Origin of the sequence: Streptomyces sp. AC555_RSS877 (genome assembly GCF_019049245.1) — a bacterium.
In the GTDB taxonomy this organism is placed as follows: domain Bacteria; phylum Actinomycetota; class Actinomycetes; order Streptomycetales; family Streptomycetaceae; genus Streptomyces.
This window is the reverse complement of record NZ_JAGMUK010000059.1, coordinates 139264-160815: the sequence shown is the minus strand read 5'-3', so window position 1 is coordinate 160815 and position 21552 is coordinate 139264. Positions and strand designations below refer to the sequence as shown.

Annotated in this window: 20 protein-coding genes; 7 read left to right on the top strand and 13 right to left on the bottom strand. The window is 70.0% G+C overall.

What is annotated here, in order from left to right:
* Nucleotides 1-162: 162 nt before the first annotated feature.
* Nucleotides 163-558, bottom strand: a complete 396-nt coding sequence (gene sodN, locus KUM49_RS26285) for a superoxide dismutase, Ni (RefSeq protein WP_003992892.1) — start codon at nt 556-558, stop codon at nt 163-165.
* Between the two features lie 144 nt (nt 559-702).
* Between sodN and sodX the strand changes: the two genes are divergently transcribed.
* Nucleotides 703-1137, top strand: a complete 435-nt coding sequence (sodX, locus tag KUM49_RS26280; protein ID WP_217239513.1) for a nickel-type superoxide dismutase maturation protease — start codon at nt 703-705, stop codon at nt 1135-1137.
* Here sodX and KUM49_RS26275 read toward each other — a convergent pair.
* Nucleotides 1041-1670: an ABATE domain-containing protein gene (locus KUM49_RS26275; RefSeq protein ID WP_217239416.1), complete on the bottom strand. Its 630-nt coding sequence runs from the start codon at nt 1668-1670 to the stop codon at nt 1041-1043. The genes sodX and KUM49_RS26275 overlap by 97 nt on opposite strands.
* 99 nt (nt 1671-1769) lie before the next feature.
* Between KUM49_RS26275 and KUM49_RS26270 the strand changes: the two genes are divergently transcribed.
* The gene (locus KUM49_RS26270; RefSeq protein WP_217239415.1) at nt 1770-2540 is read left to right on the top strand and encodes a trans-aconitate 2-methyltransferase; all 771 of its coding nucleotides are present in this window, start codon (nt 1770-1772) and stop codon (nt 2538-2540) included.
* A gap of 78 nt (nt 2541-2618) precedes the next feature.
* Here KUM49_RS26270 and KUM49_RS26265 read toward each other — a convergent pair whose 3' ends face one another.
* From KUM49_RS26265 to KUM49_RS26255, 3 genes are read right to left on the bottom strand one after another with little or no spacing between them, the layout of a single operon-like run.
* Nucleotides 2619-3380 (bottom strand): amino acid ABC transporter ATP-binding protein, encoded by a 762-nt coding sequence (locus tag KUM49_RS26265; RefSeq protein ID WP_302185481.1) that lies wholly within the window; start codon nt 3378-3380, stop codon nt 2619-2621.
* Nucleotides 3377-4324, bottom strand: coding sequence for an amino acid ABC transporter permease (locus KUM49_RS26260; protein ID WP_217239414.1), 948 nt, complete (start codon nt 4322-4324; stop codon nt 3377-3379). The genes KUM49_RS26265 and KUM49_RS26260 overlap by 4 nt, the downstream gene beginning before the upstream one ends.
* Nucleotides 4325-4358: 34 nt before the next feature.
* Entirely contained in the window at nt 4359-5321 is a 963-nt protein-coding gene (locus KUM49_RS26255) for an ABC transporter substrate-binding protein (RefSeq protein WP_217239413.1), read from the bottom strand.
* A 639-nt stretch (nt 5322-5960) separates the two neighbouring features.
* Between KUM49_RS26255 and KUM49_RS26250 the strand changes: the two genes are divergently transcribed.
* The 4 genes from KUM49_RS26250 to KUM49_RS26235 all read left to right on the top strand — a co-directional run bounded on the left by KUM49_RS26250 (nt 5961) and on the right by KUM49_RS26235 (nt 9500).
* The gene (locus KUM49_RS26250) at nt 5961-7184 is read left to right on the top strand and encodes an NADP-dependent malic enzyme (RefSeq protein WP_217239412.1); all 1224 of its coding nucleotides are present in this window, start codon (nt 5961-5963) and stop codon (nt 7182-7184) included.
* A gap of 462 nt (nt 7185-7646) precedes the next feature.
* Nucleotides 7647-8612, top strand: a complete 966-nt coding sequence (locus tag KUM49_RS26245; RefSeq protein ID WP_217239411.1) for a zinc-binding dehydrogenase — start codon at nt 7647-7649, stop codon at nt 8610-8612.
* Between the two features lie 109 nt (nt 8613-8721).
* On the top strand, nt 8722-8931 hold the full coding sequence (locus KUM49_RS26240) for a helix-turn-helix domain-containing protein (protein WP_016437953.1): 210 nt from the start codon (nt 8722-8724) through the stop codon (nt 8929-8931).
* Complete coding sequence (locus KUM49_RS26235) at nt 8931-9500, top strand: Clp protease N-terminal domain-containing protein (protein ID WP_217239410.1); 570 nt, start codon at nt 8931-8933, stop codon at nt 9498-9500. Before KUM49_RS26240 ends, KUM49_RS26235 begins: the two co-directional genes overlap by 1 nt.
* A gap of 47 nt (nt 9501-9547) precedes the next feature.
* Here the strand turns inward: KUM49_RS26235 and KUM49_RS26230 are convergent, their stop codons facing one another.
* The 7 genes from KUM49_RS26230 to KUM49_RS26200 all read right to left on the bottom strand — a co-directional run bounded on the left by KUM49_RS26230 (nt 9548) and on the right by KUM49_RS26200 (nt 19274).
* On the bottom strand, nt 9548-10597 hold the full coding sequence (locus tag KUM49_RS26230; RefSeq protein WP_217239409.1) for a helix-turn-helix transcriptional regulator: 1050 nt from the start codon (nt 10595-10597) through the stop codon (nt 9548-9550).
* Nucleotide 10598: 1 nt separating this feature from the next.
* Entirely contained in the window at nt 10599-11555 is a 957-nt protein-coding gene (locus KUM49_RS26225) for a DUF4097 family beta strand repeat-containing protein (RefSeq protein ID WP_217239408.1), read from the bottom strand.
* 720 nt (nt 11556-12275) lie between these two features.
* A complete protein-coding gene (locus KUM49_RS26220) occupies nt 12276-12461 on the bottom strand; it encodes a DUF6104 family protein (RefSeq protein ID WP_007266501.1) in 186 nt (61 codons plus the stop codon).
* Between the two features lie 85 nt (nt 12462-12546).
* The gene (locus KUM49_RS26215; RefSeq protein ID WP_217239407.1) at nt 12547-16350 is read right to left on the bottom strand and encodes a multifunctional oxoglutarate decarboxylase/oxoglutarate dehydrogenase thiamine pyrophosphate-binding subunit/dihydrolipoyllysine-residue succinyltransferase subunit; all 3804 of its coding nucleotides are present in this window, start codon (nt 16348-16350) and stop codon (nt 12547-12549) included.
* Nucleotides 16351-16631: 281 nt separating this feature from the next.
* Complete coding sequence (locus tag KUM49_RS26210) at nt 16632-17738, bottom strand: ATP-binding protein (protein WP_217239406.1); 1107 nt, start codon at nt 17736-17738, stop codon at nt 16632-16634.
* Nucleotides 17735-18472: a response regulator transcription factor gene (locus tag KUM49_RS26205; protein WP_217239405.1), complete on the bottom strand. Its 738-nt coding sequence runs from the start codon at nt 18470-18472 to the stop codon at nt 17735-17737. The genes KUM49_RS26210 and KUM49_RS26205 overlap by 4 nt, the downstream gene beginning before the upstream one ends.
* Nucleotides 18473-18596: 124 nt before the next feature.
* On the bottom strand, nt 18597-19274 hold the full coding sequence (locus KUM49_RS26200) for a spermidine synthase (RefSeq protein WP_217239404.1): 678 nt from the start codon (nt 19272-19274) through the stop codon (nt 18597-18599).
* A 379-nt stretch (nt 19275-19653) separates the two neighbouring features.
* Here KUM49_RS26200 and KUM49_RS26195 point away from each other — a divergent pair, with 379 nt between their 5' ends.
* Nucleotides 19654-20496 (top strand): rhomboid-like protein, encoded by an 843-nt coding sequence (locus KUM49_RS26195; protein WP_254401787.1) that lies wholly within the window; start codon nt 19654-19656, stop codon nt 20494-20496.
* Between the two features lie 121 nt (nt 20497-20617).
* Here the strand turns inward: KUM49_RS26195 and KUM49_RS26190 are convergent, their stop codons facing one another.
* A complete protein-coding gene (locus tag KUM49_RS26190) occupies nt 20618-21370 on the bottom strand; it encodes a GNAT family N-acetyltransferase (protein ID WP_217239510.1) in 753 nt (250 codons plus the stop codon).
* Nucleotides 21371-21552 lie beyond the last annotated feature (182 nt).

Sequence of the window (21552 nt, the reverse complement as noted above, 5' to 3'; positions counted from 1 at the left end):
GCAACTGCCGTTGCCGGAAGGGCGGGTGGAGCTGCGCCCGCCGGGCAAAAGAAGACCGCACCCGGCCCGTCAGAGACGCCGTTGTCGGCGGTCTGCGGACCGGGTGCGGACAGGAAGACCAGGCGATCGAAGAAACCGCAGGTCAGTCAGCATGATCAAAGATCAGGCCTTCTTGGTCTCCCAGAAGATCTTGTCGATCTGGGCGATGTAGTCCAGGGCCTTCTGGCCCGTCGCCGGGTCGGTCGAACCCTTGGCGGCCGAGAGGGCCTTCAGGGTGTCGTTGACCAGCTGGTGCAGCTCCGGGTACTTCTCGAAGTGCGGGGGCTTGAAGTAGTCGCTCCACAGCACGGAGACGTGGTGCTTCGCGAGCTCGGCTCGCTGCTCCTTGATGACGGTGGCGCGGGCCTGGAAGTGCGGGTCGTCGTTGCCGGCCATCTTTTCCTGGACAGCCTTGACCGACTCCGCCTCGATGCGGGCCTGGGCCGGGTCGTACACGCCGCAGGGCAGGTCGCAGTGGGCGCTGACCTTGACCTTGGGGGCAAACAGGCGGGAAAGCATGCGCATTCCTTCCTCGTGATCGTCTTCTCAGGTGCGACATTACTCCCCGAGAGAACCGATTTCGCGAGTGCCCCCATGGGCTTAGGACAAAAGTCCGGGGTCAGACTGAGACTGGTGGAGGAACGGACCGGGGAGGTGCCGGGGATGCCGGAGCTGTCGCAGGAGACCGAACGCGGGGGTGCCGTACTGCCGTTTGGGCTGGCCGAGGTGACCGGGCCGTCCATGGTGCCCACGCTCAGCCACGGGGATCAGCTCGTCGTCCAGTGGGGTGCCCGGATCAGGCCGGGCGACGTGGTCGTCCTGCGTCATCCGTTCCAGCAGGACCTGCTCGTCGTCAAGCGGGCCGCGCAGCGGCGTGAGGGCGGCTGGTGGGTGCTCGGCGACAACGCGTACGCCGGCGGCGACAGCACCGACTACGGGACCGTCCCCGACGAGCTGGTGCTCGGCAAGGTCCGTTTCCGCTACCGGCCGCGCAAGCCGGATCAGCGTTCGCCGTTCGCCGCGGTGCGCTGGGCGCTCTCAGCCGCGAGGCCCGTCTTCTCCGACCGGTCGGCCTCCAGGCGCTTGCGGGCGCGGTAGGCCGCCACGTTGGCGCGGGTCGCGCAGCGGTCGGAGCAGTAGCGCCGAGAACGGTTCGTGGACGTGTCGAGATAGGCGTTGCGGCAGGGGGTCGCCTCGCACAGGCCGAGGCGGTCGACGCCGTACTCGGTGAGATGGAAGGCGAGGCCCATCGCGGCGATGGCCGCGTAGCCGGCGGTCGCGTTCGACGGGTGGTCCGCCAGGTGCATGTGCCACAGCGGGCGGCCCTCGTCGTCCCGGTAGTCGTGGCCGGAGATCTGCGGGCTCACCGGGAACTCCAGCAGCAGCGAGTTCAGCAGGTCCACCGCCAGGGTCTCGTTGCCCGTGTCCGCAGCCTCGAAGACCGCCCGGAGCCGTGCCCGTACGCCCCGGAAACGGGTGACGTCCGCGTCCGTGGCACGCCGGGCCACCCCCTCGTTGCCGCCGAAGAGGCCGTGGATTGCCTCGACCGAGGTCAGCGCGTCCTTGCCCCGGGCCGGTTCCTCGCTGTTGACGAGGCGTACGGCGTAATCCGAGTAATAGGCCAGTTCCACTTGTAGTCCTTACGGAGGCGTTCTATGGTCGTGGTGCGGTCGGGTAACAGCCGGTCGTGCATCCAGGGTATTACGTCACGTACGCGACGGAGGGGCTCGATGGCGGACACGGACACCACCACTGCCGGTACCGACTGGCAGGCCTGGCAGCAGAGCTGGGACCGACAGCAGGAGTGGTACATGCCCGACCGGGAGGAACGCTTCCGGATCATGCTCGACATGGTCGAGGCCCTCGTCGGCCCCGCCCCGCGCGTCCTGGACCTCGCGTGCGGCACGGGAAGTATCACGGCCAGGCTCCTCGCCCGGTTCCCACAGGCCACCAGCACCGGCGTCGACCTCGACCCCGCGCTCCTCGCCATCGCCGAGGGCACCTTCGCGGACGACGAGCGGGTCACCTTCGTCACCGCCGACCTCAAGGACCCCGACTGGCCCGCCAGGCTGCCGTACGACGCGTACGACGCCGTCCTGACCGCCACGGCCCTGCACTGGCTGCACAGCGACCCCCTCGCGGCCCTCTACGGTCAGGTCGCGGAACTCGTCCGCGACGGCGGTGTCTTCATGAACGCGGACCACATGATCGACGACACGACGCCCCGGATCAACGCGGCCGAGCGCGCGCAGCGGCACACGGCCATGGAACAGGCCAGGACCGACGGCGCCCTCGACTGGTCCGAGTGGTGGCAGCTCGCCGCCAAGGACCCCGTTCTCGCCGGTCCCACCGCCCGGCGCTTCGAGATCTACGGCGACCACGCCGACGGCGACATGCCGTCCGCCGCATGGCACGCGCGCGTGCTGCGGGAGAAGGGCTTCGGGGAGGCGCGTCCGGTGTGGTGCTCACCGTCGGACACGCTGCTGCTCGCGTTGAGGTAACGGACCTCGGCGTAGCGCCGGAGCATACGGAAAGGGGCGGTACGGAGATCTCCGTACCGCCCCTCTTGTTTCCGGCCGCTACAGCACCTTGGACAGGAACGACTGCGTCCGCTCGTGCTGCGGGTTCGCCAGGACGTCCCGCGGGTTGCCGGACTCGACCACCACGCCGTCGTCCATGAAGACCAGGCTGTCGCCGACCTCCCGGGCGAAGCCCATCTCGTGGGTGACGACGATCATCGTCATGCCGGACTCGGCGAGGTCGCGCATGACGTCGAGGACGTCACCGACCAGCTCCGGGTCCAGGGCCGAGGTCGGCTCGTCGAAGAGCATCAGCTTCGGGTCCATCGCCAGCGCACGGGCGATCGCCACGCGCTGCTGCTGGCCGCCGGAGAGCTGCGAGGGGTAGCTGCCGGCCTTGTCGGCCAGACCGACACGGTCCAGCAGCTGCTGCGCGCGCTCCCGGGCCTGGGCCCGGCTCACGCCCCTGACCTGGACCGGCGCCTCCATGATGTTCTCGACGGCCGTCATGTGCGGGAACAGGTTGAAGCGCTGGAAGACCATGCCGATGTCCCGGCGCTTGACCGCGACCTCGCTGTCCTTCAGCTCGTACAGCTTGTCGCCCTTCTGGCGGTAGCCGACCAGGTCGCCGTCGACGTACAGGCGACCGGCGTTGATCTTCTCCAGGTGGTTGATGCACCTGAGGAAGGTCGACTTGCCGGATCCGGAGGGGCCGATGAGGCAGAAGACCTCGCCGGACCTCACTTCCAGGTCGATGCCCTTGAGGACCTCGACCAGACCGAAGGACTTGTGGACGCCCTCGGCCTTCACCATGGCGGTCATGCGGTACCTCCCGCCGACTTCGAACGGCTCGACAGGGAGAGCAGGTTCGCCCTGATCTTCTGGAACGGCGTGGCCGGCAGGCTGCGGCTGGAACCGCGGGCGTAGTACCGCTCCAGGTAGTACTGGCCGACGCTGAAGATCGACGTCAGCACCAGGTACCAGGCCGCGGCGAGGAACAGCATCTCGGCCGGGGCGCCGGAGGTCTGGCCGATGTCCTGGGCGACGCGGAGCAGCTCCGAGTACTGGACCACGGACACCAGCGAGGTCGTCTTCAGCATGTTGATGACCTCGTTGCCCGTGGGCGGCACGATCACGCGCATCGCCTGCGGGACGACGATCCGGCGCAGCGTCTTGCCGTGGCTCATGCCCAGCGCGTGCGACGCCTCGGTCTGGCCCTCGTCGACCGAGAGCAGACCGGCACGGCAGATCTCCGCCATGTACGCCGCCTCGTTGAGGCCGAGGCCCAGCAGCGCCGTCAGGAACGGGGTCATGAAGTCCGACCACTCGTTCTTGTAGAACGGCCCGAGGTTGATGTACTCGAAGACCAGGCCCAGGTTGAACCAGACGATCAGCTGGACCAGGACCGGGGTGCCGCGGAAGAACCAGATGTAGAACCACGCGATGGACGAGGTGACCGGGTTCTTCGACAGGCGCATCACCGCCAGCAGGATGCCGCCGACGACGCCGATCAGCATGCACAGCACCGTGAGCAGGAGCGTCTTGCCCACGCCGCCGAGGATGCGGTCGTTGAAGAAGTAGTCCGGGATCGCGCCCCAGTTGATCCTGCCCTGGGAGAACGCGTAGACGATGCCGGCCAGCACGGCGAGGGCGACCACGGCGGACACGTACCGCCCGTAGTGCCGGACCGGGATGGCCTTGATGGCCTGCGGGCCGGCCGGCGGGGTGTCCGCCGGCCCGCTCGTCTTGTCGATGTCAACAGTCACGGGTGTTGCCTTTCAGTGGCCGCAGACCGCGCGGTCACTTGCCGCCGTTGATGGTGGCTTCCTTGACGGCGCCGTCGGCGACGCCCCACTTCGTGATGATCTTCTCGTACTCGCCGTTCGCGATGATCGCGTCCAGCGCGGCCTTCAGGGCGTCCCGCAGCTGGGTGTTGCCCTTGTCGACCGCGATGCCGTACGGGGCGGCCTCGACCTGCTCGCCGACCAGCTGGAAGTCGTTGCCGCCACCGGAGGTCTTCACGGCGTACGCGGCGACGGGGAAGTCGGAGGAACCGGCGTCGGCGCCGCCCGCGCGCAGGCGGGTCTGGGCCTGCTGGTCGTTGTCGAAGGCCTGGATGGAGATCGTCTTGCCGCCGGTGCACTTCTTCGCCTCGGCCTTGGCGAGGTCCTCGGAGACCGTGCCGCGCTGCACCACGATCTTCTTGCCGCACAGGTCGGACCAGGTCTTGATGCCCTGGTCGTCGCCCTTCTTGGTGTAGATCGACACACCGGCCGTGAAGTAGTCCACGAAGTCGACGCCCTCGCCGACCTTCTTGCCGGTGTCCGAGTCGACACCCTCCTGGCGGTCCTTGGTGTCGGTCATCGCGGACATGGCGATGTCGTAGCGGTCGGAGCGCAGACCCGTGATCAGCGTGTCGAACGTGCCGTTCTCGAACGCGAACGTCACGCCGAGCTGCTTGCCCATGGCGGCGGCCAGGTCGGGGTCGATGCCGACGGTCTTGCCGGCGCTGTCCTTGAACTCGACCGGCGCGTAGGCGATGTCGGAACCGACCTTGATGACGCCCGCGTCACGGATCGCCTTCGGGAGCTTGTCGGCCAGCGGGGCCGCGCTCGCCGAGGTGGTGTCGGTGCTGTCCGAGCCGCTGTTTTCGGTCTGGTCACCGCAGCCGGTGAGCAGCAGAGCGCCTGCGACCGCGATCGCACCGACCGCTGCTAGCCGGGAGTGCGCGGCGGTCGTACGACGGGTGGAGCGTGCGGTCATTTTGGGTTCCTCCGGCGGATGGGTGGAGTTGCCGTTGGGGCGGACAACTGCTGATGGGTTCGGCAGATGCCATTGGTCCTGGGTCGACGAGAGCACACGTCTTCGAGTGTCGCGACCTCGTGTGATGACGGCATCTTGCCATTCGGACGGAGGCAATCAGGGGCGCACCCATGTCAAAATCGGATAACGGGCGACCCCCGAATCACACCAGGTCAGTACATCCCGCCGCACCATCTACGGGAATGAACCCCTCCGGCCGCAGGATCTTTGGCACATCTCGGGATGCGGACATCGGTCCGATGCAGGTCGGCGGGGGTCGAGCGCCGCTCGAGCGCCCGTCAAGCCGATCTTGAGACCTTGGGCCGGTATGTCCCATGATTCATGTCACCGGCAACGGGATGATCTCGTTCTGCCATGTGACCTTGCACGTATTGGACTCGTCGGCGGGCGGCCCGTCCGGTAAGAAGGTTCTTTACACCCCTCATCCGGGGCTCAGGGCGCGTGTGCGGCGCGCCCGTCGCGCATGGCCCGTACGTACCCCGTGCGGGCGCAGACCATCAGGGCCGTGCGCGGTGCCCGCCCACTTCTCAACCAGGAGTGGCCACCCTCAAACCATGAAGACCTAAGGGGTAAGACAAAGTGGCAGCGGAGATCGTCAATCCTCGCAGCGACAGCAGTACGGACCAGGAAGGCGGGGCCGAGCCCCTCGATTCCTTCGATCCGGCGTTCGCGCTGCACCGCGGCGGCAAGATGGCCGTGCAGGCCACCGTGCCGGTCCGCGACAAGGACGACCTGTCCCTCGCGTACACGCCCGGCGTCGCGAAAGTGTGCAGCGCGATCGCCGAGCAGCCCGATCTCGTCCATGACTACACGTGGAAGTCGTCTGTCGTCGCCGTTGTGACGGACGGTACGGCGGTGCTCGGACTCGGTGACATCGGTCCCGAGGCCTCCCTCCCGGTGATGGAGGGCAAGGCGATCCTGTTCAAGCAGTTCGGCGGTGTGGACGCGGTGCCGATCGCTCTGAACTGCACGGGCGTGGACGAGATCGTCGAGACCGTGGTCCGGCTCTCGCCGTCGTTCGGCGGGATCAACCTGGAGGACATCTCGGCGCCGCGGTGCTTCGAGATCGAGCGCAAGCTCCAGGAGCAGCTGGACATCCCGGTGTTCCACGACGACCAGCACGGTACGGCGGTCGTGACGCTGGCGGCGCTCAGGAACGCGGCGAAGCTGACCGGTCGTGGGATCGGCGAGCTGCGGGCCGTCATCTCGGGGGCCGGCGCGGCCGGTGTCGCCATCGCGAAGATGCTGGTCGAGGCCGGTATCGGGGACGTGGCGGTCGCGGACCGCAAGGGGATCGTGTCGGGTGACCGTGACGATCTGACCTCGGTCAAGCGGGAGCTCGCCGGCTTCACGAACAAGGCGGGCATCAGCGGGTCGCTGGAGGCCGCGCTGGAAGGCGCCGACGTCTTCATCGGGGTTTCCGGCGGTACGGTGCCGGAGCCGGCGGTGGCTTCCATGGCCGAGGGTGCTTTTGTCTTCGCCATGGCCAACCCGAACCCGGAGGTCCACCCCGACGTCGCGCACAAGTACGCGGCCGTCGTGGCCACCGGGCGGTCGGACTTCCCGAACCAGATCAACAACGTGCTGGCGTTCCCCGGGATCTTCGCGGGGGCGCTGCAGGTGCGGGCGTCCCGGATCACCGAGGGGATGAAGATCGCGGCCGCTGAGGCGCTGGCCTCGGTGGTCGGTGACGACCTTGCCGCGGACTACGTGATCCCGTCGCCGTTCGACGAGCGGGTGGCGCCTGCGGTGACGGCCGCGGTGGCGGCGGCGGCGCGGGCGGAGGGTGTGGCTCGGCGCTGAGGCTTGTGATGGCCCCGCCCGTTTGGGCGGGGTCATTTTTTTACCCGGGCGCCCGGCTGTTCGGGTGGCTTCGGGGTGGTGGGGTGCGCCTTGCGCCTTGCGCCTTGTGTTTCGTGGGGGTCGGGGCCGTGTCGGGGGGTGTCCGTCCTCGGAACGGCGCGGAATCGGTTGGCCATCGAGGTGCCGGCGTTGACGCGCCAACCGCTGCGGGCGGACACCCCCCGACACGGCCCCTTGCCGCCGTACGCGGGTGCGGGAGCGCGCGCCTTGCTAGGGCGGTGACGGCCGGGCGAGGCCCGCCTCTCGGCCGACCGACCGAGTCGGGTGGCGGGTGGGCATCGGTCCGTGTCTGGGGGCGTCGCCCTCGGGGCGTCCGCAGGGGGTTGGGGGGTTGACAAGAGGGTGTGTGTCACAGGGCTGAACGGTTCCGTGGGACCAGTCTCCGCACCTATCGTCAAGGTCATGTTCGCTGTCTACGCCGCCCGAATCGACCGCGACCAGCCGCTCTCCGGCCTGGAGTCGGGGGAGCGCCCGGCCCCCGACCCACGTGCCGGCTGGAGCGTCGTCGACGTCAGGGCCGCCTCCCTCAACCATCACGACCTCTGGTCCCTGCGCGGCGTGGGCCTCGCGGAGGACAAGCTGCCGATGATCCTCGGCTGTGACGCCGCCGGTGTCGACCAGGACGGCAACGAGGTCGTCCTGCACTCCGTCATCGGCCAGACCGGCCACGGCGTCGGCCCGAAGGAGCCCCGCTCCATCCTCACCGAGCGCTACCAGGGCACCTTCGCCGAGCAGGTCGCCGTACCGACGTGGAACCTGCTGCCCAAGCCCAAGGAGCTCTCCTTCGAGGAGGCCGCCTGTCTGCCCACGGCATGGCTGACGGCGTACCGGATGCTGTTCACGAACGCCGGTGTGCGTCCCGGTGACTCCGTCCTCGTGCAGGGTGCCGGCGGCGGTGTCGCCACGGCCGCGATCGTGCTCGGGAAGGCCGCGGGGCTTCGGGTTTTCGCGACCAGCCGGGACGAGGCGAAGCGGAAGCGGGCCGTCGAGCTCGGGGCCGTGGAGGCGGTGGAGCCGGGTGCGCGGCTGCCGCAGCGGGTCGACGCCGTGATCGAGACCGTCGGCGCGGCCACCTGGTCGCACTCGGTGAAGTCCCTGCGGCCCGGTGGAACGCTCGTGATCTCCGGTGCGACGAGCGGCGACCGTCCCTCGCACGCCGAGCTGACCCGGATCTTCTTCCTGGAGCTCAAGGTCGTCGGCTCCACGATGGGCACCAAGGACGAACTGGAGGACCTGCTCTCCTTCTGCGCCGCCACCGGCGTACGTCCCGTCATCGACGAGACGTTCCCGCTCGACCGGGCCCGCGAGGGCTTCGAGCGGCTGGCGTCCGGGGACCAGTTCGGAAAGATCGTCCTCACGAACGGCTAGCGGTCTCTCGTTTTCTGGCGGCCGGTCCGGGTTCCGGGCCGGCCGCCGTCGTGTCTCATGCGTCAACTGTGGTTGACAGGCGAGCGTCTGTCAATCTAAGTTGACAGCTATGACCGAAGCAACGGATCTCGCCGAGCGCGCGGGCGACCGGGACCCCCGGGTCGGCCTCAGGGCCGTCGCCGCGCTGCGCAGGCTCTTGGAGCAGCTGGAGGCCGTACAGGTCCGCAGCGCGCGCAATCAGGGCTGGTCGTGGCAGGAGATCGCCGCGGAACTCGGTGTGAGCAGGCAGGCCGTGCACAAGAAGTACGGGAGGCATTGATGTTGGAGCGGTTCACGAAGGACGCCCGGGACGTGGTGCGAGGGGCGGTCGAGCACGCGGAGGGGGCGGGCGTGGGGTCCGTGGGGGCGGAGCATGTGCTGCTCGCGCTGCTGGACCGGGAGGCCTCCCGCGCCTCCTTCGGGCTCGCCGCACTCGGGCTCGCCGAGCGCAAGGAGTCCGTGCGGCGGGCCCTGACCGAGGCGCGGCGGCGTGCGGGCCTCACCCAGGCCGAGACCGATGCCCTGGCGGGACTGGGCATCGACGTCTCGGAGATCGTCGCCCGGGTGGAGGAGGTGCACGGCGTCGGCGCGATGTCCGGCGACCGCAAGGACAAGGGCTGGTGGTCGGGGCGCCGGACCTTCGGGCGGGATGCCAAGGAGGTCCTTGAGAGGTCTCTCCGCATCGCCGTCGCCCGCCGGGACCGCCACGTCGGCGACGAACACATCCTGCTGGCCCTGACCGCCCGCCCCGGAGTACCCGCGGAGGTCCTCGCCGATCACGGTGTGACGTACGAGGCGCTGACGCGGGTGCTGTACGGGGGCGGGGGCGGGGAGGCGAAGGCGGGCTGAGGGGGCCGGTCGGGCACGGCTGCCTCCGGGCAGTGCCCGCCCCGCCGTCACGCCCTCGGTGTCCGCAGCAGCGATCCGATGTGTGCCGCCGCCGCCGAGAGGTGGCGGCGGGCGTCACGGAGCTGGTCCGGTGTGACTCCGTGGTCCCGGGCGGTGTCGCGGATGTCGTCCCGGAAGCGGTCGAGGAGGCGGTCCAGGTCGCGGGCCGGGTCGCCGGTGGGGTCCTCGTGGGCCCACGCCGGTTCGTAGTCGGCCGGGAAGTCCTTCGGGGTGTGCGCGTACTCGGGGGCCGGCGCCGCCTTCTCCGCACTGCCGTTGCCCCGTCCGAAACCGAAGTCCTTGCCGTACTCCTTCCCGAACTCGCCGAACTCCTTGGCCAGTTCGGTCAGGCCCTCGCGTACTCCCGTCGGCCAGTCGCCCCGGGTGAAGTGGTCCTGCACCTGTTCCTGGACCCGGCGGGCGATGCGCTGCACCTCTTCCTGCGCCTGCTCCCGGGCCCGGTCCTGCGCCTCCTTGGCCTGACGGCGGGCGCGCTGGGCCTCCTCGCGGGCTCGCCGGCTCTCGTCCTTGGCGCGGCGGGCCTGCTCCTTCCACTCCTGCTTGACGCGGCGCATCTCCTCCTTGGCCGCGCGCCACGCCTCGTTGTCGGTGTGCCCGCCGAAGTCCCCGGAGGAGCCTTCCTGTTCACCGCCGTCGGCTCCCGTGCCCCGGCGGGCCTCGGAGGCCGCCGCCCGCATCTCGCGCCGCAGGTCTCCCGCCGCGCCGCGCACGTCGGCCCGGATCTCGGCGGCGAGTTCCGCGACCGAATCGCGGATCTCCACCTCCAGGTCGGCCAGTTCACCGCTGCGGTCGGCCAGCTCGGCGCGGCCCGCGTCGGTGATGGCGTACACCTTGCGGCCGCCCTCGGTGGTGTGGGTGACCAGGCCCTCGGTCTCCAGCTTGGCCAGGCGCGGGTACACGGTGCCCGCAGACGGCGCGTAGAGCCCCTGGAAGCGCTCCTCCAGGAGACGGATCACCTCGTAGCCGTGGCGTGGGGCCTCGTCCAGCAGCTTGAGCAGGTAGAGACGGAGGCGGCCGTGGGCGAAGACGGGGGGCATGTCAGAGCACCTTCTTGTCGGTCGTACCGTCGGCCGGGGCGCTGGTCGAGCCGTCGCCCGGGCCGGAAACGGAATTGTCCCCCTGCTCGCTCCGAGGGCCGTCCGCCGGGTGGTCGGCACCCGGGTCCATGACGTCGTCCCACGGCTCGTCCTCGCGGGGCGGCCTGCGCAGGAGCGCGATCGAGCCGGAGACGGTCGTGGCGCGCAACTTGCCGTTCCCCGCGCCGAGACGGCCGGTGATCTTGTGGGCGCCCCACTGGCCGTGTACCCGGAGGCCGTCGAAGGCGTTGGAGATCGTGCCGCTCGCCGTGTTGGCCTCGACCTCGGCGTCCGCGGGCTGGGGCAGCCGGATGGCGATCTCGCCCGAGACGCTGGTCAGCCGGACGTCGGTGGGGCCGTCCGGGTCGAGGTCGACGATCATGGAGCCGCTGACCGAGTCGGCCCGCACGGAGGAGCCCGAGCCGTCGACGACGGTGAGGTCGCCGGAGACGGAGTTGAAACGGAGGTCGCCGGTGACGGACTGGGCCTCCAGGTTCCCGGAGACCGTGTCGGCCCGGACCGGGCCCGAGAGCCCGACGAGTGTCGTGTCACCGGTGACGCCCTTGACCACGGACGGCCCGCGCATCCCGGAGACCACGGCCCCGGCGCTCACCACGCCCACCTCGACCTGCGTCCCGGCCGGCACGGCGAGGGAGACGACGGCACTGCGGCGCCACCCCTTGCGGTCGAGCCACTTGAGGAAGCCCTTCCAGGGCAGGTCGTCGTACGCCACGGTGAGCGTGCCGCCCTCATGGGTCACGGCCAGGGGTGGTCCCTCGATCTGGGAGACCTCCAGGCGGGCGGAACCTTCGTCGGTGCCCACCACGTTCACTGTTCCGTCGACGATGCGGACGCGGAGGGTGGTGACGGGATCGTCGAAGGTGAGTTTCCTCGGTTCTGTGACGGACCACTCGGGCATCGGTGCAGACCTCCGCGTAGCAACGCGCCATATCGCGTCTCCTGTCATCACGATATATCGCGGAAACGGAAAGTCAAGACATATCTCTGGGAGCTGATGGGAGCTGATGGGGGCTGATGGGGGCTGCTTGGGGTTGTGCGTGTCGACGGAAGCTTCCCGCCCGGTCCGCCGGTCCCGGCGCCCTGCGCGCGGGTGACGGCCGGAGCGGAGCGTCCTCTTCCTCGAGGGCACTTCCCTGGCACTCGGCGCCTCCTGGCCCGTACTCGCCCTGTGGCGGGGCCTAGACCGGGCCGGCTGCACCTCGCCAGGCCATGAACACCTTCGCCGCCCGTCTGGGCCCCGACGCGGTCCTCCACGTGCAGACCCTCGACCCGCTCACCGAACCGGCCTCCGCGACCGCGACACGCGCGGCCGCCTGCGCGCCCTCCTCGCCGTCCTCACGCGCGCGGGAGACCGCCTCCGTGAGGCCGCCCGCGCCCAGCCCGACGTCGTCCCGGTCGAGTGGCCCAGCCTGCGCGCCTCCGTCCGCCCGGAGAGCGACGCCGTGGCCCACCCCCGCCTCGGCCCCTGGCCGCCCTGGTGGCCCTGGTCGCGAGACCTCGGAGCCCGCCTGCCGGCAACCGCCCTGATCGCGGCCGGCCTCCCGCCCACCGCGTGGGGAGAGCACGGAATGAGAGCACGAAAAAGGGGGCGCCACCTGGGCGCCCCACCGAAACGGTCCTACTCGTCGTCCTCGTCCTCGTCGTCCAGCCGCGCCAGCCACGTCGCCAGCCGCTCCACCGGCACCTCGAAGTCCGGGTTCAGATCGACGAAGGTCCGCAGCTGCTCGGCGAGCCACTCGAAGGTGACCTCCTCCTCGCCCCGCCGTTTCTCCAGCTCTTCGATGCCACGGTCCGTGAAGTACATGCCTCAAGGATAAGTGGGCGGAAACGGCCGGGCCGCACCCCCGGAAAGGGGGTGCGGCCCGGTCACGTACGGCCTGCGAGAGCGGTTACGCCTCGAACACCTCACGCACCAGCTGCTCCTGCTCGGCCTGGTGCCGCTTCGCGGAACCCACCGCCGGCGAGGAGCCGTGCGGGCGGGAGATGCGGCGCAGGCGCTCCCCGTGGGGGACGTCCGCGCCGACCGCCAGGTCGAGGTGGTCGATGAGGTTGAGGGCGATGAACGGCCACGCGCCCTGGTTGGCCGGCTCCTCCTGGGTCCAGAGGTACTTCTCGGCGTTCGGGTACTTGGCGATCTCGGCCTGGACCTCGGCACCCGGGAGGGGGTACAGACGCTCGAGGCGGATGATCGCCGTGTCCTTGACACCGCGCTTCTGACGCTCGGCCTCGAGGTCGTAGTAGACCTTGCCGGCGCAGAAGACGACCTTCTTGACCGCGGCCGGGTCGACCGACGCGTCGCCGATGACCGGGCGGAACTGGCCCGTCGTGAACTCCTCCGCCTTCGAGGCCGCGGCCTTCAGGCGCAGCATCGACTTCGGGGTGAAGACGACCAGCGGCTTGTGGTGCGGGTTGTGCACCTGCCACCGCAGGAGGTGGAAGTAGTTCGACGGGAGCGTGGGCATCGCGACCGTCATGTTGTTCTGCGCGCACATCTGGAGGAAGCGCTCCGGGCGGGCGGACGAGTGGTCCGGGCCCTGGCCCTCGTAGCCGTGCGGGAGCAGCAGCGTGACGCCGGAGGTCTGGCCCCACTTCTGCTCCGCCGACGAGATGAACTCGTCCACGACCGTCTGCGCGCCGTTGACGAAGTCGCCGAACTGCGCCTCCCACAGCACGAGCGCGTCGGGGCGGGCCAGCGAGTAGCCGTACTCGAAGCCCATCGCCGCGTACTCGCTGAGCAGCGAGTTGTAGACGTTGTAGCGGGCCTGGTCCTCGGCGAGGTACATCAGCGGCGTGAACTCGTCGCCCGTGGCCCGGTCGATCAGCACCGCGTGGCGCTGGCCGAAGGTGCCGCGCTGCGAGTCCTGGCCGGCCAGGCGGACCGGGACGCCCTCGAGGAGGAGCGAGCCGACCGCCAGGGTCTCGCCCATGCCCCAGTCGATGGTGCCCTCCTCGACCATCGTCGCCCGGCGCTGCAGCTGCGGCAGCAGACGCGGGTGGACGGTGATGTGGTCGGGGACGCTGACCTGGGACTCGGCGATCCGCTTGACGACCTCCGTGGAGATCGCGGTGTTCACGGAGACCGGGAACTCCGCCTGCGGGTCCGAGGACTCGGCGGACAGCGGCTGCGAGGTGGCCTCACGGACCTCCGTGAAGACCTTCTCCAGCTGGCCCTGGTAGTCCTGCAGGGCCTGCTCGGCCTCTTCCAGGGTGATGTCGCCGCGACCGATCAGGGACTCGGTGTACAGCTTGCGCACCGAGCGCTTCTTGTCGATCAGGTCGTACATCAGCGGCTGGGTGAAGGCCGGGTTGTCCGACTCGTTGTGACCGCGGCGGCGGTAGCAGATGAGGTCGATCACGACGTCCTTGTTGAACGCCTGGCGGAACTCGAAGGCCAGGCGGGCCACGCGGACCACGGCCTCCGGGTCGTCGCCGTTCACGTGGAAGATCGGCGCCTCGATCATGCGGGCCACGTCGGTGGCGTACATGGAGGAGCGGGCCGACTCCGGCGCGGCGGTGAAGCCGACCTGGTTGTTGATGACGATGTGGACCGTGCCGCCGGTGCGGTATCCGCGCAGCTGCGACATGTTCAGGGTCTCCGCGACCACGCCCTGGCCCGCGAAGGCCGCGTCGCCGTGGAGGGCCACCGGCAGGACGGTGAAGTCCGTGCCGCCCTTGTTGATGATGTCCTGCTTGGCGCGGGCGATGCCCTCCAGGACCGGGTCGACCGCCTCCAGGTGGGAGGGGTTGGCGGCCAGCGAGACCTTGATCTGCTCGCCGTCGAGACCGGTGAAGGTGCCCTCCGCGCCCAGGTGGTACTTCACGTCGCCGGAGCCGTGCATCGACTTCGGGTCGAGGTTGCCCTCGAACTCGCGGAAGATCTGCGCGTACGACTTGCCGACGATGTTGGCGAGGACGTTCAGGCGGCCGCGGTGGGCCATGCCGATGACGACCTCGTCGAGGCGGGACTCGGCGGCCGAGTCCAGCACCGCGTCGAGCAGCGGGATGACGGACTCGCCGCCCTCCAGGGAGAAGCGCTTCTGGCCGACGTACTTCGTCTGCAGGAAGGTCTCGAAGGCCTCCGCCGCGTTCAGGCGGCGCAGGATGCGCAGCTGCTCCTCGCGCTCCGGCTTGCTGTGCGGGCGCTCGATGCGGTCCTGGATCCACTTGCGCTGCTTCGGGTCCTGGATGTGCATGAACTCGACGCCGGTGGTGCGGCAGTACGAGTCCCGCAGCACACCGAGGATGTCGCGCAGCTTCATCATCGACTTGCCGGAGAAGCCGCCGACCGCGAACTCGCGCTCCAGGTCCCACAGGGTGAGCCCGTGCTCGGTGATGTCCAGGTCGGGGTGCTTGCGCTGGCGGTACTCCAGCGGGTCGGTGTCGGCCATGACGTGGCCGCGGACCCGGTAGGAGTGGATCAGCTCGAAGACGCGGGCGGCCTTGGTGACGTCGTCGTCGTGCGAGGCGTCGATGTCCTTGAGCCAGCGGACAGGCTCGTAGGGGATGCGCAGCGCCTCGAAGATCTCGTCGTAGAAGCCGTTCTCGCCGAGCAGGTAGTTCGCCACGACGCGCAGGAACTCGCCGGACGCGGCGCCCTGGATCACCCGGTGGTCGTAGGTCGACGTGAGCGTCATGACCTTCGCGATGCCGAGCTTGTTCAGGGTGTCCTGGGAGGTGCCCTGGAACTCCGCCGGGTAGTCCATCGAGCCGACGCCCATGATGACCGACTGGCCGGGCATCAGGCGCGGGACCGAGTGGACGGTGCCGAGGCCGCCGGGGTTGGTCAGGGAGACCGTGACACCGGTGAAGTCGTCCATCGTCAGCTTGCCGTCGCGGGCGCGGCGGACGATGTCCTCGTAGGCCTGCCAGAACTCGAAGAAGTTCAGGGTCTCGGCCTTCTTGATGCCGGCGACGACGAGCTGGCGGTCGCCGTTGGGCTTCACCAGGTCGATGGCCAGGCCGAAGTTGACGTGCGCGGGCTTGACGAGGGTGGGCTTCCCGTCCTTCTCCGCGAAGTGCCAGTTCATCGACGGCATGGCCTTGATGGCCTGCACCATCGCGAAGCCGATCAGGTGCGTGAAGGAGATCTTCCCGCCCCGGGCCCGCTTGAGGTGGTTGTTGATGACGATGCGGTTGTCGAACAGCAGCTTCACCGGGACGGCGCGCACGGACGTGGCCGTGGGCAGTTCCAGCGAGGCGTTCATGTTCTTGGCGACCGCGGCGGCGGGGCCGCGCAGCGTCACGAACTCCGGACCGTCCGAGGACGCGGCGGGAGCCGCGGCCTTCGGCGCGGCGGCAGCGGCCGGCTTCGCGGCCGGAGCCGGAGCCTTCGCCGGTGCGGCGGCCTGAGCGGGCGCCGGAGCGGCGGCCGCCGGCTTCGGGGCCGCGGGGGCCGGAGCGGCCGGAGCCTGGGCCTGTGCCGGTGGGGCGGCCTGCGCGGGTGGGGCCGTGGGGGTGGTCTCTGCGGCCCCCGCGGCCGCAGTACCCGCCGGAGCCGAGGCGGCGGCCGCACCCGGCTTGTAGTCGGCGAAGAAGTCCCACCAGGCGCGGTCTACCGAATTCGGGTCCTGGAGGTACTGCTGATAGATCTCGTCGACGAGCCACTCGTTCGGACCGAAGGCCGCTGCGGGGTTCTTCCCCGCTTGGTCTGCGTCGGTGGAGATGCTCGAGTTACTGGGGGACTGTGGCGACACGGCGGCAACCGCCCTCTTCCGCTTCACAAGGTGATGGACAGCGGGAATAAAGGCTACGCCCCCAAGACCGAGAAGGTCAGGCCGGGTCCGTCCATCGTCGTGTAAGTCACATCGAACAGCGTGTTTCACGCGTGGAAATGGCGGGAAACAAGCGAGGTTCCGCTTCATCCGGGATGGGCTGAACGGGCCCAGGCGCGACAACGGCGCGGGCCTCTGCCTGATCACACGTGTCCGTCAGCACGGACGCCCGTGGATCTTGTGGCTCCGCTTCGAACTTTACGTCAACTTGGCAAAGATGGAAGTCCCGGAAGGGTGACAAGAATCCGGCAACCCCGCTCGGATTCGGCCACTCCGATCAGACCGCCGTGCAGATCGACCGCCCAGCGGGCGATCGCCAGACCGAGGCCCGTGCCGCCGTCGCTGCCCGGACCGTGCGGACGGTTGACGCTGCCGCGGTTGAACCGCTCGAAGACCCGGTGCCACTCCGACCGCGGAATGCCGGGGCCCTCGTCGAGGACCTCCAGCTCAAGCGACTCGGGAGCGGCCCCGCGCCGCGCCTTGACCGTGACCCGGCCGTGCGGCGGGCTGTGCTTGACCGCGTTGTCGATGAGATTCGCCACCACCTGGTGGATCCGCTCCGGGTCCGCGTGCGCGGTCAGCTCCGGAGGGGACACGTCGAGGTGCAGATGGACGTCCGTACGCGTGTGGCTGCCGGACCCGGAAGCGATGCCCGCGCGCGCCGAGGCGACCATGTTGGCCTCCTTCAGCACACCCGACAGGTACGGCCACACCTCGAACCGCCTCCTGCGCAGCGGTACGACGCCGTTGTCCAGCCGGGACAGGTCGAGGAGCGTCTCCACGAGACGGCCCAGCCGCTCGGTCTGCTTCAGGGCGGTCCGCATCGTCTCGGGGTCGGCCTCCGTGAAGCCGTCGACGATGTTCTCCAGAACGGCGCGCAGGCCCGCGATGGGCGTGCGCAGCTCGTGCGACACATTGGCCACGAGCTCCTTGCGCTGCCGCTCCTGGGCCTCCAGGTCGTCCGCCATGCGATTGATCGTCTGGGCCAGGTCGCCCAGCTCGTCCCGTCGGTTCTCCCGCACCCGGCGGCTGTAGTCGCCGTGGGAGATCGAGCGGGCCACCGCGTTCATCTCGTCCAGCGGTGAGGTGAGCGAGTGCGCCACGAACTGCGTAATGAGGAGTGTGGCAATCATCGAGAAGACCGTGATGAAGCGCAGCTCCGTCTTGGTCTGCACCGCGATCATCAGCAGACCCGTGGTGATCAGCACCGAGATGACGACCAGAGCGCCCAGCTTGGTCTTGATCGAGAACGGGCGTACGCCGCCCCAGGACTCCCCGGGGCGTCTTGGTGCGGCCGGCCCGTCGCTCATGGCGTCGGCGTCTCCAGGGCGTAGCCCACGCCGTGCACCGTGCGGATCCGCTCGGCACCGATCTTCCGCCGCAGCGCCTTGATGTGGCTGTCGACGGTCCGGGTGCCGGAGGCGTCCGCCCAGTCCCAGACCTCCGCCAGCAGCTGCTCACGGGAGAGGACCGCGCGCGGGGTGTTGGCCAGGCAGACCAGGAGGTCGAACTCCGTGGGCGTCAGGTGGACGTCCTCGGAGCGCACCCGCACCCGGCGCTGCGCGTGGTCGATCTCCAGTTCGCCGAGCCGGAGGATCCCGCTGCGCGGGGTCGACGCCGCGATCGCGGCCCGCTCCACGCGGCGCAGCAGGACGTGCACGCGCGCGGCCAGCTCCCGCATGGAGAACGGCTTGGTCATGTAGTCGTCGGCGCCGACGCCGAGTCCGACCAGCATGTCGGTCTCGTCGTCCCGCGCGGTGAGCATCATCACCGGCACCGGCCGGGAGGCCTGCACGCGACGGCAGACCTCCAGACCGTCGAAGCCGGGCAGCATGATGTCGAGGATCAGCAGGTCGGGCTGCCAGGCCTCGGCGGTGTCGACCGCGGACGGACCGTCGCCCGCTGTTTGCACGAGGAATCCCTCGGCGCGCAGGCGGGTAGCGATGGCGTCCACGATCGTCGGATCGTCTTCGACGACAAGCACCCGTCGCTGCGCGCCCGGGGTCGTCGCCGTGCCGTTGTGGGAGGTGTGTGTCTGCTCCATCGCCCGCCCCTGAGGTGTGCAATTCCGGAACCAGTGGGGTGATCCCTTGTCTGCGCATGACTGCGCTTGACGCTTGAATGATCGGCGTCAGGGAAGCAGAGTACGGGGAGTCACCTCGGCTTTGCTATCCAGGTCGGACGGCAACGTGCACGACGTCCGGAACGCCCCGGGCAACCGGGATCTCTTCGGTACGCACCTGCCGGAACCCGGCATTCCGTAGGGTTCCTTCAAATTCCGGAGAGGGCTGGGCAGACCATACCGCCAGCACCCCTCCTGGCCTCAACACCCTTGTGCAGCTTGCCAATCCGGCCGCGGAGTACAGCCCGTCGTTGCCCTCGGTGACCGTCCAGCCGGGCCCGTTGTCGATGTCCAGGCACAGCGCGTCGAACGTGTCGCATGTCTCATTGACGAAAGCGACAAGATCCGTTTCCACAATGTAGGTGCGCGGGTCGGCGAGGGCCCGTGCCGAGAGCGTGGAAAGCGGCCCGGCGCGGTGCCAGTCGATGACGGCGCGTTCCCGCTCGACCACGGTGATCCGGCCCCAGCGGGGATCGGCCGCGGCGTGTGCGAGCGAGAAGCCGACGCCGAGGCCGCCGATGAGCACGCTCGGCTCCGTGCGCTCGCCTAACGCGTCCAGCGCCGCGTCCATGAGCCGCCGTTCCGAGCGGCCGTCGGAAGTGTCCATCAGGAAGCAGCCGTTGGCGATGATCTGCAGCAACTCGCCGTGCCGTCGCAGCACGATCTCGCCGTGCGGACCCTCGCGCCGGTCCAGGACCTGGGGGATGTCGTACGAGGTGGGCATCGGCCCATCATGGCGGGTGGGAGGGGCTGGGTTGAGGGAATTTCCGCTGCGCGGACCGCGTCGGACGGTGACCTCGTGGCCTGACGAAAATCCAGCAGGCGCAGGATCAACGACTCGATGGCGCCAGGCCGTTGCTCTTACGGCGTCCGCAGGCGCGCAGGACGGCCTCCAACTTTCGAGAAGTGGCTGTGAATCGGCGTCAGGGTGGCGCCGGTCACAGACAGCGGTCCTGCGGGGCGCGGAACGTGGGGCGGGACGGAAGGAGCGCCTCGCCGTGGAACGGAAGACGACGGTGGGTACGACGGGTTCGTCGGCGCCCGCGGAGGGGTCTCCGCCTCCGCCTCCGGAAGCGCCCTCTCCTCCGCGCCACGGCGCCTGCATGCCCGACCTGTCCGGGTCTCTGGACGGAATGCCGTGCCAGCGGGGGTCGTCGGCGAAGGTGCCGGACGCACCGGACGCACCGGACGCGGCGGACGCACCGGATGCACCGGACGCGGCGGACGCACCGGATGCACCGGATGCACCGGACGCGGCGGATGCACCGACTGTGCCGGTCGCGCCGGTCGAGGCCCCCGCTGTCGAGCCCTCGGAAAGCCGCCGCCGCCTCCGCCCGTGGCGCCTGCTGCCCACGCCCACGGGGACACCGTTCACCTTCGGCTACGCCGCGGTCCTCACCGTCACCTCACTCATCACGGCGTACGCCGATCCCGCCCTCGTGCACGCCCTCCACCAGGGCTCCAGCACGGACGTGGCGCACCTGGTGCAGACGCCCGCACTCGTCCTGACGGCCAGCGCGCTGTGGATCGCGGGCGGGATCCTCTCGCCGTACGCGGTCGGCTTCCTGGTCGTGCTTACCGCGCTGGAGCGCCGCACGGGCGGGCTGTGCACGGCCGGTGTCTTCATCCTCGGGCACGTCCTGGCCACCCTTGCGACCGAGGTCCCGGTGGGCCTCGCGGTGCTCGCCGGCCACCTGCCCGACAGCTCGCTGCACCGCCTCGACTACGGCGTCAGCTTCGGAGTCGCCGCCGGGCTGGGCGCCCTGGCCGGACTCCTGACCCCGTGGCTGCGCCGGCCCCTGCTCGCCCTGTTCGGCGGGGTACTGGTCCTGGACCTGCTCGCGTTCACCGACCCGCTGACCAACTGGGGCCACCTGATCGCACTGGCGACCGGCATCGCGACCTGGCCGGTGGTACGGGGCCGGCACCGGGCGCGGGCCGCGTAGGGCGGCGACCCCGTCGCCACCACGGCGGCCACCCGCCGAGCACCGCACGCCGTTGCCGCCCTGCCTGGGTCGGCCCGGCCGTCCTTCGGTCGTCCCGCTTCCGCAGTTCCATGACTGTGGGTCAGCCGGCGGGCGGTGACCAGACGTACGGCGTAGTCGTGGTGACCGCGTGGAAGCCCAGGCGCCGGAGGATGGGCGCGCTGTCGTCAGAGGCGTCGACGTGCAGGTAGGTCACGTCCCGGGCGGCGGCGAGCCGGGCCCGCTCGGCCACCAGGGCGCGGTAGATGCCCTTCCTCCGCCAAGCGGCGAGCGTGGAGCCGCCCCACAGGCTCGCGAACCCCGTGCCCGCGCGGAAGGCGAGCCAGGCGGCGCAGACCACCTCCCCGTCGGCCTCGGCGACGTACACGGCGATCTCGTCCGGAGCGGCGGCGACCCGTCCGATCAGGTCCTCGGCGAGCCAGTTCCAGTCGTCCTCCCACACGGCCGACTCCATGGCGGCGATCCGCCGCATGTCCGCGTCTGCCGTGACCCGGCGCAGCGTGACACCGTCCGGGAGGGCCGGTGCGTGTCCGGCCATGTCGGCGGCGCGTCCGACGAGCACCGTCTCCCGCTCCTCGGGCACGAACCCGGCCGCCCGCAGCCGGTCGGTGAGGTCAGCCGGGATGTCGTGCGCCCGAGTCTTCCACTCCACGGCCTCGCCGCGCCCAGCGAAGAAGTCCCGCTGCCGCGCGATCAGCCGGTCCAGCGCGTCGCCGTCCACACCGAGGTCACGCGGCCCGCTGACGAACCCGCGGAACTGCCCGACGATCCGCAGCAGCGGACCGTCCTGTTCGTACGTCACTCCCGCGGGCGGGGCAGGGGGAGCGCCTCGCATCTCGTCGTCGTAGGCGGCGAGGAGGGTGTGTGCGGCTGTCTCTGTCACCGGATGACGTTCGGGGCAGGGGGCGGGTGTCGGCAACCGGTTTTCCGGGATGTCGTGGGCCGCGGCCGCCCGCGTTACTCGCCCCACCCCATCGCACGCGCGAGTGCAGGTGCCGGTCGTGCCAACCGTTCGCG

Excerpts from the sequence above, each read along its gene's own strand:
- sodN (WP_003992892.1), bottom strand. The coding sequence starts at position 558 with ATGCTTTCCCGCCTGTTTGCCCCCAAGGTCAAGGTCAGCGCCCACTGC.
- sodX (WP_217239513.1), top strand. The coding sequence starts at position 703 with ATGCCGGAGCTGTCGCAGGAGACCGAACGCGGGGGTGCCGTACTGCCG.
- KUM49_RS26270 (WP_217239415.1), top strand. The coding sequence starts at position 1,770 with ATGGCGGACACGGACACCACCACTGCCGGTACCGACTGGCAGGCCTGG.
- KUM49_RS26265 (WP_302185481.1), bottom strand. The coding sequence starts at position 3,380 with ATGACCGCCATGGTGAAGGCCGAGGGCGTCCACAAGTCCTTCGGTCTG.
- KUM49_RS26255 (WP_217239413.1), bottom strand. The coding sequence starts at position 5,321 with ATGACCGCACGCTCCACCCGTCGTACGACCGCCGCGCACTCCCGGCTA.
- KUM49_RS26245 (WP_217239411.1), top strand. The coding sequence starts at position 7,647 with ATGTTCGCTGTCTACGCCGCCCGAATCGACCGCGACCAGCCGCTCTCC.
- KUM49_RS26240 (WP_016437953.1), top strand. The coding sequence starts at position 8,722 with ATGACCGAAGCAACGGATCTCGCCGAGCGCGCGGGCGACCGGGACCCC.
- KUM49_RS26235 (WP_217239410.1), top strand. The coding sequence starts at position 8,931 with ATGTTGGAGCGGTTCACGAAGGACGCCCGGGACGTGGTGCGAGGGGCG.
- KUM49_RS26230 (WP_217239409.1), bottom strand. The coding sequence starts at position 10,597 with ATGCCCCCCGTCTTCGCCCACGGCCGCCTCCGTCTCTACCTGCTCAAG.
- KUM49_RS26225 (WP_217239408.1), bottom strand. The coding sequence starts at position 11,555 with ATGCCCGAGTGGTCCGTCACAGAACCGAGGAAACTCACCTTCGACGAT.
- KUM49_RS26220 (WP_007266501.1), bottom strand. The coding sequence starts at position 12,461 with ATGTACTTCACGGACCGTGGCATCGAAGAGCTGGAGAAACGGCGGGGC.
- KUM49_RS26210 (WP_217239406.1), bottom strand. The coding sequence starts at position 17,738 with ATGAGCGACGGGCCGGCCGCACCAAGACGCCCCGGGGAGTCCTGGGGC.
- KUM49_RS26205 (WP_217239405.1), bottom strand. The coding sequence starts at position 18,472 with ATGGAGCAGACACACACCTCCCACAACGGCACGGCGACGACCCCGGGC.
- KUM49_RS26200 (WP_217239404.1), bottom strand. The coding sequence starts at position 19,274 with ATGCCCACCTCGTACGACATCCCCCAGGTCCTGGACCGGCGCGAGGGT.
- KUM49_RS26195 (WP_254401787.1), top strand. The coding sequence starts at position 19,654 with ATGCCCGACCTGTCCGGGTCTCTGGACGGAATGCCGTGCCAGCGGGGG.
- KUM49_RS26190 (WP_217239510.1), bottom strand. The coding sequence starts at position 21,370 with ATGCGAGGCGCTCCCCCTGCCCCGCCCGCGGGAGTGACGTACGAACAG.